A 13,988-nucleotide genomic window follows, 5' to 3' on the forward strand; every position below is an offset into this window, starting at 1 on the left:
CGGTCACTTCCGCCGCGGGGTGGTCGAGGTGATACGGCCGCCGACTCCTCGAGTCAGTCAGTGGCATCCGGGAACGCATTGGCGACCTTTCCGGCGCGCAGGCTGCCGTCGAGGTAAGCGGCGCGGCAGGCCCGGCGGCCGATCTTGCCGCTGGAGGTACGCGGGATGGCGCCGGCCGGCGTCAACAGCACATCGCGCACCGTGACACCGTGCCGCACCGCGATGGCGGCCCGGATGTCGTCGGTGATCGGACCGATGTCGAGCTTGTGTGCGCCCGGGGCGCGTTCGCCGACGATGACCAGCTGCTCGGAGGTGTCCTCCGGGTCGTACTTGATGCCCGAGTGGGCGTTCTCGAACACCTCTTTGGGCAGCTGGTTGGCCGGCACCGAGAAGGCGGCGACGAAGCCGGTCCGCAGCGCCTTGGTGGCCTCCTGCGCGGAGTGCTCCAGGTCCTGCGGGTAGTGGTTGCGGCCGTCGATGATCACCAGGTCCTTGACCCGGCCGGTGATGTACAGATCGCCGTCGTAGTAGGCGCCGTAGTCACCGGTGCGCACCCAGGTCGCATCGTCGGGGGCGCCCTCGGCGTGGCTCGGGTCGGTACGCGACTTCAGGATGTTCTGGAAGGTCGCGACGGTCTCCTCGGGCTTGCCCCAGTAGCCGGTGCCCATGTTCTGTCCGCTGATCCAGATCTCACCGATCTGGCCGTCGGGCAGCTCGGAGGCGGTCTCGTGGTCGACGATGACGGCCCATTCCGCGACACCGACCTTGCCGGCCGAGGCCTGCGGCACCGCGTTCGGCGAATCCTCGGGGACCGGCACGAACCGGTGGTTGTTGAGCTCCTCGCGGTCGACGGTGACGATCTTCGGCGGCTCGCCCATCGGCGTGGTCGACACGAACAGCGTCGCCTCGGCCAGCCCGTAGGACGGTTTGATGGCCTTCGGCTGGAAGCCGAACGGCCCGAACGCCTCGTTGAACCGGCGGACGGTCGCCGCGGAGATCGGCTCGCTGCCGTTGAGGATGGCCTTGACGTTGGACAGATCCAGCGGCGGCTCACCGTCCTTGGGCACCCCGCGGGCGGCGGCGTGGTCGAACGCGAAGTTCGGCGCCACCGAGTAGGTCATCCCGGTGTCGCCCTCCTTGCGGGCGAGCTCGCGGATCCAGCGGCCCGGCCGGCGCACGAACGCCGCCGGGGTCATGAACGTCACGAAGTGGCCGATCATCGGCGACAGCATCACCGTGATCAGGCCCATGTCATGGAAGAACGGCAGCCACGTGACACCACGGTCGCCCTCCTCCCCCTCGAGGGCCTCGATCACCTGCACCACATTGGTGGCCAGGTTCAGATGGGTGATCTGCACACCGGTCGGGATCCGGGTCGAACCGGAGGTGTACTGCAGGTAGGCGATGGTGTTCTCGTCGACGTCGGTGTAGAGCTCCCAGGTGGAGCCGACCTCGTCGGGAACGGCGTCGACGGCGATGACGCGGGGCCGCTCCTTGGCGGGACGGGTGCGGAAGAACTTGCGCACCCCCTCCGCCGCGGCGGTGGTGGTGAGCACCGCCGCCGGCTTGCAGTCGTCGAGCACCGCGTGCAGCCGGCCGACGTGGCCGGGTTCGCCGGGGTCGAACAGCGGCACCGCGATGCGGCCCGAGTACAGGGTGCCGAAGAAGGAGATCAGGTATTCCAGGCTCTGCGGGCACAGGATGGCCACCCGGTCGCCGGGCTCGGTGACCTGCTGCAGCCGGGCCGCCACCGCACGGTTCCGCGTGCCGAAGTCGGCCCAGTGCAGATCCCGTGCCACCCCGTCGCGCTCGGTGGAGAAGTCCAGGAACCGGTAGGCGAGCTTGTCCCCGCGCACCTTCGCCCAGCGTTCGATGTGCCGGACCAGGTTGCCGTTGTCGGGAAACTCGATCCGTCCGTCCTTGATGAACGGGTTGTGGAACGCCATCTCAATCTCCTGTCAAAGCCGCGCTCGTCACGCAACCTGTCCTGCATATTCAGAGCGGGGCCGCGCGGGCTGGTGAAACCACGCCAACCCCAAACCCCGAAGATGGTACCGGGGTGCGGACCTCGCTGCGGCTTCGCTGGTCACCGACCTTCTCAAGCCGGTTACCGAATACCGTTCTTAAATTGCTCTTAATGTTAGGCGACCGCTTCCCGGCCACCAAATCTCAGCCGTGTTTCGGATGCGGTGCGTTCCGGACCAGATCACGCGCCCAGTTCAGTGTCCACTCCGTCGCCGACTGCCCGTCGAGGTTCCAGAACTGGGGGGTGGCGTACATCGCGTGGACCGGTTGTCCCGCGCCGCCGGCCAGTGTCTCCAGCGTCCTGGGCAGGTTGACGATCGAGAACGCCGACTCCGGTGCGGCGCAGATCAGGTCGCCGCGGGCGCAGATCTGGAAGGTCCGGTTCTGCAGCGCGCCGAAACCGCCGGGCCGCGGGCCGGTCATCGCCAGCCCCAGCGACGACAGGGTGGGCACCTCGTGCAGGGTGATCTCCGCACCCTGCCCAGGCGGGTTGGGTGGCAGATCCTGCCCGACGTTCGCCTGCCGGCGCCCGTCAGCGATCAACGTCACACCCAGCACCAGATCCTCGTCCACCGGGCCGCGCCCGTTGCCGATGTCGCTGGCGATGTCACCGGCGATGACCGCGCCCTGCGAGAAGCCGATCAGCACATAACTGGTCAGCGGGCAGCGTTCGTTCATCTCGATGATGGCGCGCACCGCCGCCTTGGTGCCCTCGGCCCGGCTGTCGTTGTAGGACATCTGCCCGTCGGCGGCGAACGGATTGCTGAACTCCGCGGTGTAGGGAACCGTGTACACCTCCAGCCGGCCGTTGTCGAACTCCTGCCGGATCGGATTGGTGACGTTGAGCAGCAGCGCTATCGGGAACTCCACCGGGTTGAACGGGTCGAGCCGCGGCGACGACTCCCAGGTGCCCGGAATCGACACCAGCTGCACGTCGGGGCAGCTGGCGTCCTGGAACTCCGGCCGCGGCTTCTTGGTGGGCTCGGTGGTGGGCGGAACGATCGTCGGCGGGATCGCGGTGGGCGGCGGTTCGGGGCGGCGGACCACCACCACCACGATCAGGACGACCAGGAACACCACCAACGCCATCGCCGCCGCGGCGATCACCGCGAGTATGCGGCGCCGTTTACGTCGGCTGTTCTTGGCCATCGTCGTTCTCGTTCCTCACCTTTTCGATACTTTCTCGGACCTTCTCGGACCTGCGCCACGCCCGCGCCACGCCCGCGCCGGGCCCGCCGGACCCGCGTGTGCGCTAGCAGAGCTGTTCGGACGCGATCCGAATGTACTCGGCCGTCGCCGCGGTGACATCGGCCCGCGACGGCACCAGCGCCGCCGAGTGGGTGTCGCCGATGTCGTTGCGCACGAGCGGGTAGACGAACTCCCACATCGCCTGTTCGCTGAGCCGGGCGGCCCGGGCCTGACATACATACGAGCCGATGGACAACGCCACCAGATCCTCCGAGGGCTGCAGCCCCGCCTCCCGCACCGCGTTCAGATATGCGCGCTGTTGACCGGTGATGGTGATCAGATGGGATTCGCCGTCCGGGTGCCGCGGCACCGGTTCGGCCGGAGCCGTGGCCGAGGTCGGTTCGGGCATCGGGGCGATCATGCCACTGCCCACCCCGCACCCGGTCACCAGGGCGGCGATGGCGACCGGGGCCAGGGCGAAGACAGGGCCCGCCGTCGACTGCCGCACCGTGTGTTGCACGCCTCCACGGTACCGGTTCATCCGCAGAAGTCGGCTTAGCTGAATCTCAGCTTGGACTCATCTGATCGCGGCGACCAGATCGCCGGACATCTTGCCCAGCTCCGGTCCCCACGACGACCATCCATGATCACCGCTCGTCGGGAAATCGAAGTGGCCGTTGCGCCCTCCGATCTGGCGATAGTGCGCATAGAACGTCCGGTTGCTGCCCTGAGCCTGGTCGGCGTAGCCGATCATGGCGGCCGGGTCCGCCGCGGTCAGGGTTTGCGGGCTGAACACCCACAGCCTGGTGTTGTTGTTCACTAGCAGCTGAGCGTGCACATCGGGGTCACGCCACTTCCACCGGCCGGCCTGCGGCAGGCCCCACATGTTGGTGGTCTCCACCCCGCCGAACCGCTGCAGACCGGCGGTGATGGCACCGTTCAGAGCGGTCGCCGACGGGGTGAGGAAACCCGACATCGAACCGGCGTAGCGGTACCGATTGGGGTAGAAAGCGGCCAGCGTCAGCGCCGCGGTGCCGCCCTGGGAGGCCCCGACGATGCCGTGGCCGCCCGGCGCCAGCCCCTTGTTGGCCGCCAGCCAGTCCGGCAGCTCGTTCGCGAGGAACGTCTCCCACTGCTTACTGCCGTCGTTCTCCCAGTTGGTGTACAGGCTCCAGGCGCCGCCGGCCGGGGCGACCACCGAGATGCCCTTACCGGCCAGCGTGTTCATCGCGTTGCCGACGGTCACCCAGTTGCTCACGTCCGGCGCGGCGTTGAACGCGTCCAGCAGCACCACCGCGTGCGGACCGCCCGCCATGAACGACACCGGGATGTCGCGGCCCATCGCGGCCGACGGCACCATCAGCTGTTCGACCGCCGGCTGGGCCGTCGCGGTGGCGGTCGAGACCGTCACCCCCACCGCGGCGAGCACGGCCGCACACATCATCCGGAAAAACACCGAGAGCAGGTTCATCTGTCCCCTTCAGTCGTGTCCCTCGCCCCGCCGTCCCGGAGTAGTGAACCACATCGCTGTGATCGGGTGCGCACAAAACGGCCGACGGCGACGATCCCCACACGGGGACCGCCGCCGCCGGCGCTGTTCGTCTGTCGTTGTGTCCGGGGCTATCCCCGGGTGGCCGTCACGCCGCGGACACGCCGAGCACCCGCTGGATGTCCGGCTTCATCTGCTGCAGCTGCTGACCCCAGTAACCCCAGCTGTGGGTACCGGCGTCCGGGAAGTTGAACACACCGTTCTTCCCGCCCGCGGCGATGTACTCCTGCTGGAAGGTCTTGTTGGTCCGCAGGGTGAAACTCTCCAGGAACTTCGCGTTGAAGTTGTCGCCCTCGGGCACACCGGCGCCGATGTCGGCCGGGGTGCCGTCACCGCAGAACACCCAGATGCGGGTGTTGTTGGCGACCAGCTTGTCGATGTTGACCATCGGGTCGTTGCGCTTCCAGGCGCTGTTCGGATCCTCGGTGCGGCCCCACATGTCGTTGGGGTCGTAGCCGCCGGCGTCACCCATGGCCAACCCGACCAGCATCGGCCACCAGCCCTCGGACAGGTTCAAGAAGCCCGACAGCGACGCCGCGTACTGGAACTGCTGCGGGTAGTAGATGGCCAGCACCAGTGCGGCGGACCCGGCCATCGACAGGCCGACGGCGGCGTTGCGGTTGCGGTCCACGCCGTAGTTCGAGGCGAGGTAGGCGGGCAGTTCCTGGGTCAGGAAGGTCTCCCACTTGTAGGTCTGGCAGCCGTTGTTGCCACAGGCGGGCGAGTACCAGTCGCTATAGAAGCTGGACTGGCCGCCGACCGGCATGATCACCGACAGACCGGACTCGTAGTACCACTCGAACGCCGCGGTCTCGATGTCCCAGCCGTTGAAGTCATCGCGGGCCCGCAGACCGTCGAGCAGGTAGACGCCGGGCGAACCCTCGCCCCCGCTCTGGAACTGCACCTTGATGTCCCGGCCCATCGCAGCCGACGGCACCATCAGATACTCGACCGGCAGACCCGGGCGCGAGAACGCCCCCGCAGTCGCCGAGCCGCCGAATGCGCCGACCAGCCCGGGTAGCAGAGCGGCCGCCAGGGCCGCCACCGTGAGCCGGCGCGGCAGGGCTCGCGCCGCACCGCGGAGTTTCGCAACCAACTTCATACTGCTTCCTTATCCCATCTGTCGTATCTGCACCGACCTGTCTGATGGCCCCCTCTGGTGACCCGATGGCCGTAGTGCCCGGTGTAGTCAACCACACGTGGTGGTGTGGTTCCTCTTCCTGATCGATTCCTCGATCGCTTCCCTGAGCGATTCGCAGACCGTTCTCCGGTGCGGAGCGCGAACCCGGTTCCCGCCCGCGGCTCACCCATTGAGGGTTGCGAGCAGGTCGGGTTTGAGGGCCTGCAACTGGGTTGCCCAGTACGGCCAGGAGTGGTTGCCCGCCGGCGGGAAGTTGAAGGTGGCGTTCCGGCCACCGGCCGCGACGTACTTCTCCTGGAACTTCTTGTTGCCGTTGATCGCCATCGACTCCAGGCTGTTGGCGTTGAACGACTGGTTCGGATCGGCGTTGACGTCGAGCTCGGTCTCACCGCCCGGCGCGCAGTAGATCCACAGCCTGGTGCCGTTGTTGACCAGGCGTTCGACCTGTTCGACCGGGTCGTTGCGCTTCCAGGCCTGGTTCCACGGCGGGCCCCACATGTTGTCGACGTTGTAGCCGCCGGCGTCGAGCATCGCGACCCGGATGGCCTGCTTCATGAATGTCGACGAGGGGTTGAGGTAGCCCGACAGCGAGGCGGCGTAGCGGAACTGCTGCGGATAGTAGGCCGCCAGGATCAGCGCCGAGCTGCCCGACATCGACAGCCCGACCACGCCGTTGCCGGTGGACGAGACCTGCTTCTCCGAAGCCAGGTACGCGGGCAGCTCGCGAGTGAGAAATGTCTCCCACTTATATGTGTAGGTCTGCTTGTTGAAGTTCGACGGCGAATACCAGTCGGTGTAGAAGCTGGACTGGCCACCGACCGGCATGACGACCGCGATACCGGAGTCGTAGAACCATTCGAAGGCCGGGGTCTCGATGTCCCAGCCGTTGTAGTCGTCGCGGGCGCGCATCCCGTCGAGCATGTACACCGCCCGGGCGCCGGCGATCACCTCTTTGCCGTCGGAACCCGGTGTAGTGGCGGGCTGGAACTGCACCCGGATGTTGCGGCCCATCGAGGCGGAGTACACGTCGAGGTACTCGACCGGCAGACCCTCCCGGGAGAACGCGTGTGCGCTGGGAGTTCCGGCCACCATCGCCAACGCGGGGGCCGACAGGGGCAGCATCAACAGCGCGGCTGCGGCGATCACCAGCCGACGAAAGCCGATCTGCGCAGCACGAACCGTCCAGGCTTTCAGCATCTGTGGCTCTTACCATCCATTCGTATGTCCGGCGCCGCGTTCGACCTCGTCGAATCGGCGATCTCCGTGGCACAACAAGTGGCAAGTGTCAGGAAACCCATGGACACCCGATGGGATATCGACCGACTGCCGCCGTCCGTTACACCCGCTTTCCGGGTTACGGGCCCGTTGCCGGTAGGCCAGTGTAAGGGGGCTGTTTGGGTGGCGGCATCTCGAGTCCGCACCGCAGCAGTTCGTAACGCGGCACCCGGTCGATGCGGTAGCGAGTGAACTCCAGGGCGTGCACCAGATTGGACACGAACAGCCGTGGGGTCAGCCGGCCGCGCACCGAGTTCAGTTTCGCGTCGGTGGCCGGGCAGGCCAGTGCGGCCTCGGCCTGGGCCACCCAGTCCTCGTCGAGATACGACGGGATCCACGGGTAGGTCTTGAGGAACGGCCCCTCGGCCACCGCCCAGTCCGGGAACAGGTTCTTGTCGTGGCCGATCCGGCCGTCCTCCACCCGCTCGGTGTGCGCGGCCAGCGGGTTGGCCAGCCCGATCTGGTCGATCACCCGCACGTCGAGGCCCACGTTCATGCCGAGCATGCCGAGGTTGGTGAAGAACACCGTGTGCGGGGCGTTGTCCGGATCCCGCGCCTCGGGCGGGGCGTCGGGCGGCGGCGGGATCGCCGGCACCACATCCCACTGGTCGTAGTTGCCGGACGGCAGCAGCAGCGCACCCTCCGGGGTGTTGTTCAGCGTCACCAGGACCGCCCGCATCCGCGGATAGTCCAGGTAGTCGGCGGCGGTCAGCGGATGCGCGTGCCCGGTGGCCTGGGCGTAGAACCGCCGCTCGTCGACGATCCCGGAATAGGTAACCTTGGTGGCGTCCGGTCCCATCCCCGGCGAGTTCGCCGCCCACAGCGCCCAGCCCGCGATCGCGACCCACAGCACCCCGGTGGCGCCGGCCAGCACGTACTGGTGCCGCCGCCGCTCATCGCTGTCGGCCGCGGCCGTCCCGCCGGGTAGTCGCAGCGGAACCACCGCGACCGGCAGCAGGATCAGGAACAGCGGGGTCAACAGCACCCGGCCGTGCATGAAGTCGCCGCCCTGCCGGATCCAGTAGATCGCCTGCAGCACACCGCCGGCCACGAAGAAGGCGACCACCACCGGCGGGCTCTGCAGGGTGCGGGCCACCCAGCCCAGGTTGCGCGGCACGGCGTGGCGCCGCCACGGCCGCAGCCGGGTGGCCAGCAGCACCGCGCCGAGCGCGGCCACCAGCAGCATCGGCAGCCACAACAGGTACGGCGAGGTGAAATTGGTGAGGTACGCCAGTCCCTGGGACCATTTCGCGCCCCCGGCCTCCTTGGCCACCGCGGTGCCCGGCACCACCAGGGCGTAGTAGCCCATCCGGAAGATCTGGTAGGCGACGGGGACCAGGCCGCCGGCCACCACGATCAACAGGCGCCGCCGCCGGGTGCGGGCCGCGATCAGGATCATGATCAGTGCCAGCCCGCCGATCAGCGCCAGTTCCGGACGCACCAGCACGCTCATCCCGGCGACGAAGGCCAGTGCGGCGTGGAAACCCGCGCCGACCGTCTCACCGGTGTCGGTGGGGTTCGCGGCCGCGGTTCTCGGGGTTGTGCCGGCCCCGGCCGGGCGGCGCCGCGGCGCCTGCGCCCAGCACACCATCATCCACCACAGCAGGGCGAGATACGCCAGCACCAAACCGTTTTCCAGCCCCGAGGTGGCGAAGTCGCGGGCCGGGGGAACCGCGATGTAGACGAGGATCCCGGCGGGCAACAACAGGGCCGGGCGGCCCTGCAGTCCGGGCGCGTACAGCCGGCCGGCGCCCAGCATCGCCAGGATCACGCCGAGCACACTGAGCCCGAACGCCAGCACCAGGATCACGTATTCGAGCCGGACCGGTCCGGCCAGCAGGGCGCCGAGATAGTTCAGGTACGTCCACACCGTGGAGGTGTTGGCCTCCACCCGCTCACCGGCGTTGAACACCGGACCGTTCCCGGCCAGCAGATTGCGCACGGTGCGCAGCACGATCAGCCCGTCGTCGGCGATCCACCGGCGCTGCCAGGCGCCGTAGCCGAACAACCCGGCCACCACCAGCACACCCGCCCACAGGCTGATCCGGGCGGACGTGCTGTAGGGATACGGCGGCCAGGCCGCCAGCCGCCGCGCCGCCGCGACGGCGGCCCGGTCAACTGAAGAACGCGGCTGCACCGACAGTCCCGATCCACGCCACCGCAAGCAGTTGCAGCACGCGGTCGCGAAGCGCGATTTCCTCTGGCTCACCGGCCATTCCACTGTCCACGTCGACGGCATAACGCAGGATTGCGATGGTGAACGGGATCATCGACACCACGAACCACACACTGGTGCGGGTGGGATCCGGTTCGAAGGCCCACAGCCCGTAGCACAGCACCACCGCCGTCGCCGACATCGTCCACACGAACCGCAGATACGTGGTGGTGTAGTTCTCCAGGGATTTGCGGATCTTGGCGCCGGTGCGTTCGGCCAACTGCAGTTCGGCGTAGCGCTTACCGGCCGCCATGAACAGCGACCCGAACGCCATCACCAGCAGGAACCACTGCGACAGCCAGATGCCCGCCGCCACACCACCGGCGATCGCCCGGATCAGAAAACCCGACGAGACGATGCAGATATCCAGCACCGCTTGGTGTTTCAGACCGAAACAGTACGCCAGCTGGACGGCGATGTAGATGGCCATCACCACCGCCAGGTTGGGGGTGACCAGCCAGGACAGCAGCAACGACCCGGCGCCGAGCACCGTCGCCAGCGTGTAGGCCAGCCGTTCGGACACCACTCCGGCGGCGATCGGGCGGAACCGTTTGGTGGGGTGCTGGCGGTCGGCCTCGACGTCGCGGGCGTCGTTGACCAGATAGACGCTGGAGGCGGCCAGGCAGAACACCACGAACGCCATGCCGACCCTGAGCAACACGCCGACGTGGTCGTCGGGCATGTTGCCACCGGCCAGCGCCGCCAGCGGGGCGGCGAACACCAGCAGGTTCTTCACCCACTGCCGGGGCCGTACGGCCTTGACGATTCCGGCGGCCAGGTTCTTCGGCGGGCCGGCGACCGGCGCCGCTTCCTCGCTCATCGGTCCGCCTCACTCAATCCGTCAGCCTCCTTGCGGGTGACCAGATCCACGGCCGTGGCGGTGGCCGCGCCCACCGCGACACCGGTGAGCACATCGGTGGGATAGTGCACGCCGAGCACCAGCCGCGACACCGCCATCGGGGGGATCAGCAGCAGCGGCAGCACCGACCCGGTGGTGCGGGCCAGCAGCAGCGCGGCCGCCGTCGTCGAGGTGGCATGCGCGGAGGGGAAACTCAGCCGGCTGGGCGTTGCGACGTGCACCCGGATCGCCTCGTGTTCGGGCCGGCGGCGCCGCACCACCCGTTTGATCAGCACGGCGGCCGCATGTGCGGCGAACGCCCCCACCCCGACGGCCAGCCAGGACCGGCGGCGCGCCGGCTGGGTCAGGGCGCCGAGGCCGGCCAGCCCGAGCCAGCCGAGGCTGTGTTCACCGAAATGCGACAGCGCCCGGGCCGCGGCCAGCACGCCGGGCCGTCCGGCCAGGGCAGCCTGAATGGTGACGAGGGCGGCTTCCTCGCGCCCCAGCGGTTCGGCCATCTGCTCACGCATTTCTTTCGGTGAGCAGCACCGTTTCCCACTTCTGTTTGCTGGTCAACATCGGCAATGCCTCCCGGTACACCCGGCGCATCTCGTCGAAGCGCTTGATCAGCTGCCGTTGCCGCCGCAGCGACTGGGTCAGCAGCGACAACATCTTGGCCCGGTCCCGCTTGCGGTAGACCACCCCGCGCCCGTCGGCGGTGGTCACCGTGACCCCGTCGTACTTCGACAGCAGGAACCACCGGGAATCCTGGGTCGGCACGTTGAGCTGCGGCCGCTCATGGTGCCGCGGGTCGGCCGTCTTGGCGTTGTGCAGGATTCCGAGCGCCAGGTGGTACAGGATGGCCGGCTTGGACACCGGCGGCGCGATCTGCCGCGCCGGTTCGGACGGCGGCGGGAGTTCGGTGGCGGCGGGCAACACCACCGCGTCCGGATACTTCTTGCGGATCCGGTGCACCTCCGGCAACGCGGATTCCAGGATCGAGAAGATGTGCTCCGGGCCGGCCAGGAAGTCGTCCATCGCCTTGTTCTGGATCGCGACGGTCGAATATTCAAGGCAGGCAAGGTGTTTGAGCGTGGCCTTGAAATGGCTGCGGACCAGGCCGCGGATGTCGCCGTCCCAGTGCAGCGCCGCCACGATCAGCCGGTTCCGCAGGTGGAAGTAGGCCTGCCAGTCGATCGCGTCGTCCTTGTCGCTCCAGGCCATGTGCCAGATGGCGACCCCCGGCAGGGTGGCGGTCGGGTAACCGTGTTCGCCCGCGCGCAGGCCGTAGTCGGCGTCGTCCCACTTGATGAACAACGGCAGCGGCTGACCGAGTTCCTCGGCGACCTGCCGCGGGATCATGCACATCCACCAGCCGTTGTAGTCGGCGTCGATGCGCCGGTGCAGCAGATTGCTGAGCGGATCGGAGTCGTCGTAGAGCGGATGCTTGGCGAAGTCGTGGTCGTACTCGGTGAACGGCGCCGCGGTCCACATGAAGTTGGACCGGTCCACCACCTCACCCATGATGTGCAGGTGCGACGGCTCCTGCAGGTTGAGCATCTGCCCGCCGACCAGCATCGGTGACTTCGCGAACCGGTTCATCGCCAACGCCCGCAGAATCGAGTCCGGCTCGATGCGGATGTCGTCATCCATGAACAGGATCTGTTCACAGTCGGTGTTCTTCAGCGCCTCGTACATCACCCGGCTGTACCCGCCGGAGCCGCCGAGGTTGGGCTGGTCGTGGATGCTCAACCGGTTGCCCAGCGGCGCCGCCGCCGCGGCGAAGTCCGGGTGCTCGCGCACCTTGCGGGTGCCCTGATCCGGCACGATCACCGCGGTGATCACCTGATCCACCAGCGGATCCGACGTCAGCGCCTGCAACGACTTCACACAGTCGTCGGGCCGGTTGAAGGTGGGGATGCCGATCGCGACACTGGCCACCCCCGGCGCCGGTATCGGCGCGTACCACCCGGCGTGGTGAACGGTCACCGGGTCCTCGGTGGTGATGTCGAACCAGATCCACCCGCCGTCCTCGAACGGCTGCAGACCGATCTCGAACTCCACCGCCGTGGCGGTCCCGTTCTCGCCGGCGAAGTTCTTGCCGTCGACGTGGATCCGCACGCCGGTGGCCTTGCTGCGGTACACGTCCACCCGGCCGCTGCCGGTGAGTTCGGCACGCAGCACCACCGACGTGAGGATCGACCAGCGGCGCCAGTAACTGGCCGGGAACGCGTTGAAATAGGTCGCGAACGACACCTCGGACTCGGCGCCGATCTCCAGACTCGTCCGGCTCGGTGCGACCGCCCGTCGCGGATTGGTGGTCGACTCCTCGATGTAGAGCTTGCGGACGTCGAGCGGCTCGCCCGGACGCGGCAGGATGACCCGCGCCAGCAGGCTCACTGCTTTGCTCTGCTGCTCTGATTGCACTAGCGGCTGCTTTCCGGTTCACCGGCGGCGCCGGTCGAGGTGAGGGGCACACCATCACGCAGGTGGGGCGCCAACACGTTGTCATACATGTTCAGCGCACTCGCGATGGCCATGTGCATGTCCAGATACTGGTAGGTGCCCAGGCGTCCGCCGAACAGCACCTTCGCCGTGGCGGTCTCCTCCTTCGCCCGGGCCCGGTAGGCGGCCAGCACCGCCCGGTCGGTTTCGGTGTTGATCGGATAGTAGGGCTCGTCGTCGTCACCGGCGAACCGCGAGTACTCCCGCATGATCACCGTCCTGTCGGTCGGATAGGACCGCTCCGGGTGGAAGTGCCGGAACTCGTGGATGCGGGTGTAGGGCACATCCAGGTCGCTGTAGTTCATCACCGACGTGCCCTGGAAGTCGCCGGTGTCGAGCACCTCGAGTTCGAAGTCGAGGGTCCGCCAGCCGAGCCGGCCCTCGGCGTAGTCGAAGTAGCGGTCCAGCGGGCCGGTGTACACCACCGGGGCGTCCGGGTTCGCGGCCCGCAACTCGTCGCGCACCTCGAACCAGTCGGTGTTCAGCCGCACCTCGATCCGCTCGTCGGCGGCCATGTTCTCCAGCCACGCGGTGTAGCCGTGGACCGGCAGCCCTTCATAGGTGTCGTTGAAGTAGCGGTTGTCGAAGGTGTAGCGCACCGGCAGCCGGGTGATGTTCGACGCCGGCAGTTCCTTGGGATCGGTCTGCCACTGCTTGGCGGTGTAGTTCTTGATGAACGCCTCGTACAGCGGCCGGCCGATCAGCGAGATGGCCTTCTCCTCGAGGTTCTTCGCCTCGGCGGTGTCGATCTCGGAGGCCTGTTCGGCGATCAGCTTGCGGGCCTCGTCGGGGGTGAAGTAGCGGCCGAAGAACTGCGACACCAGGCCCAGGCCCATCGGCAGCGGATAGGCCTGGCCGTTGTGCAGCGCGAAGACCCGGTGCTGGTAGTTGGTGAAGTCGGTGAACTGGCGCACGTAATCCCACACCCGCTTGTTGGAGGTGTGGAACAGGTGGGCGCCGTACTTGTGCACCTCGATACCGGTCTCGGGTTCCGGCTCGGAGTAGGCGTTCCCGCCGATGTGACCGCGCCGCTCCACGACCAGCACTCGCTTGCCCAGTTGGGTGGCCACCCGCTCGGCGATCGTCAAACCGAAGAAGCCGGATCCGACGACTATGAGGTCTACGCGCTCGGTCATCGGCAGCTAGGGTATCCGACCGCCACCGCACACCCCGAATCGCGAATCACCACACCGTCCGATGTCGAGAGGTCGCGATTCGCTCACGATTCCATATCGTCACACCAGTACCAGCT

Annotated in this window: 11 protein-coding genes; all 11 read right to left on the reverse strand. The window is 67.8% G+C overall.

The window, feature by feature from the left end:
• Positions 1-53 precede the first annotated feature (53 nt).
• On the reverse strand, positions 54-1,946 hold the full coding sequence (gene fadD32 / locus CKW28_RS21875; RefSeq protein WP_003924826.1) for a long-chain-fatty-acid--AMP ligase FadD32: 1,893 nt from the start codon (positions 1,944-1,946) through the stop codon (positions 54-56).
• A 223-nt stretch (positions 1,947-2,169) separates the two neighbouring features.
• The gene (gene culp6, locus CKW28_RS21880) at positions 2,170-3,174 is read right to left on the reverse strand and encodes a carboxylesterase Culp6 (protein ID WP_003924827.1); all 1,005 of its coding nucleotides are present in this window, start codon (positions 3,172-3,174) and stop codon (positions 2,170-2,172) included.
• 103 nt (positions 3,175-3,277) lie between these two features.
• Positions 3,278-3,733, reverse strand: a complete 456-nt coding sequence (locus tag CKW28_RS21885) for a hypothetical protein (protein ID WP_003924828.1) — start codon at positions 3,731-3,733, stop codon at positions 3,278-3,280.
• Positions 3,734-3,790: 57 nt separating this feature from the next.
• On the reverse strand, positions 3,791-4,684 hold the full coding sequence (locus CKW28_RS21890) for an alpha/beta hydrolase-fold protein (RefSeq protein WP_003924829.1): 894 nt from the start codon (positions 4,682-4,684) through the stop codon (positions 3,791-3,793).
• Between the two features lie 166 nt (positions 4,685-4,850).
• The gene (locus tag CKW28_RS21895; protein WP_003924830.1) at positions 4,851-5,864 is read right to left on the reverse strand and encodes an esterase family protein; all 1,014 of its coding nucleotides are present in this window, start codon (positions 5,862-5,864) and stop codon (positions 4,851-4,853) included.
• A 201-nt stretch (positions 5,865-6,065) separates the two neighbouring features.
• Positions 6,066-7,100, reverse strand: coding sequence for an alpha/beta hydrolase (locus CKW28_RS21900; RefSeq protein ID WP_040546454.1), 1,035 nt, complete (start codon positions 7,098-7,100; stop codon positions 6,066-6,068).
• A gap of 157 nt (positions 7,101-7,257) precedes the next feature.
• Positions 7,258-9,315, reverse strand: a complete 2,058-nt coding sequence (gene aftB, locus CKW28_RS21905) for a terminal beta-(1->2)-arabinofuranosyltransferase (RefSeq protein WP_003924832.1) — start codon at positions 9,313-9,315, stop codon at positions 7,258-7,260.
• A complete protein-coding gene (locus tag CKW28_RS21910; protein ID WP_003924833.1) occupies positions 9,293-10,213 on the reverse strand; it encodes a decaprenyl-phosphate phosphoribosyltransferase in 921 nt (306 codons plus the stop codon). The genes aftB and CKW28_RS21910 overlap by 23 nt, the downstream gene beginning before the upstream one ends.
• Positions 10,210-10,749 (reverse strand): phosphatase PAP2 family protein, encoded by a 540-nt coding sequence (locus CKW28_RS21915; protein ID WP_040546465.1) that lies wholly within the window; start codon positions 10,747-10,749, stop codon positions 10,210-10,212. The genes CKW28_RS21910 and CKW28_RS21915 overlap by 4 nt, the downstream gene beginning before the upstream one ends.
• 4 nt (positions 10,750-10,753) lie before the next feature.
• A complete protein-coding gene (locus CKW28_RS21920) occupies positions 10,754-12,658 on the reverse strand; it encodes a glycosyltransferase (protein ID WP_040546459.1) in 1,905 nt (634 codons plus the stop codon).
• On the reverse strand, positions 12,658-13,872 hold the full coding sequence (gene glf, locus CKW28_RS21925) for a UDP-galactopyranose mutase (RefSeq protein ID WP_003924836.1): 1,215 nt from the start codon (positions 13,870-13,872) through the stop codon (positions 12,658-12,660). Before glf ends, CKW28_RS21920 begins: the two co-directional genes overlap by 1 nt.
• Between the last annotated feature and the right edge of the window lie 116 nt (positions 13,873-13,988).

Origin of the sequence: Mycolicibacterium thermoresistibile, from assembly GCF_900187065.1 — a bacterium.
Classification (GTDB): domain Bacteria; phylum Actinomycetota; class Actinomycetes; order Mycobacteriales; family Mycobacteriaceae; genus Mycobacterium; species Mycobacterium thermoresistibile.

Coding starts and splice junctions, on each gene's coding strand:
- fadD32 (WP_003924826.1), bottom strand. CDS start 1,946: ATGGCGTTCCACAACCCGTTCATCAAGGACGGACGGATCGAGTTTCCC.
- culp6 (WP_003924827.1), bottom strand. CDS start 3,174: ATGGCCAAGAACAGCCGACGTAAACGGCGCCGCATACTCGCGGTGATC.
- CKW28_RS21890 (WP_003924829.1), bottom strand. CDS start 4,684: ATGAACCTGCTCTCGGTGTTTTTCCGGATGATGTGTGCGGCCGTGCTC.
- CKW28_RS21895 (WP_003924830.1), bottom strand. CDS start 5,864: ATGAAGTTGGTTGCGAAACTCCGCGGTGCGGCGCGAGCCCTGCCGCGC.
- CKW28_RS21900 (WP_040546454.1), bottom strand. CDS start 7,100: ATGCTGAAAGCCTGGACGGTTCGTGCTGCGCAGATCGGCTTTCGTCGG.
- CKW28_RS21910 (WP_003924833.1), bottom strand. CDS start 10,213: ATGAGCGAGGAAGCGGCGCCGGTCGCCGGCCCGCCGAAGAACCTGGCC.
- CKW28_RS21915 (WP_040546465.1), bottom strand. CDS start 10,749: ATGGCCGAACCGCTGGGGCGCGAGGAAGCCGCCCTCGTCACCATTCAG.
- glf (WP_003924836.1), bottom strand. CDS start 13,872: ATGACCGAGCGCGTAGACCTCATAGTCGTCGGATCCGGCTTCTTCGGT.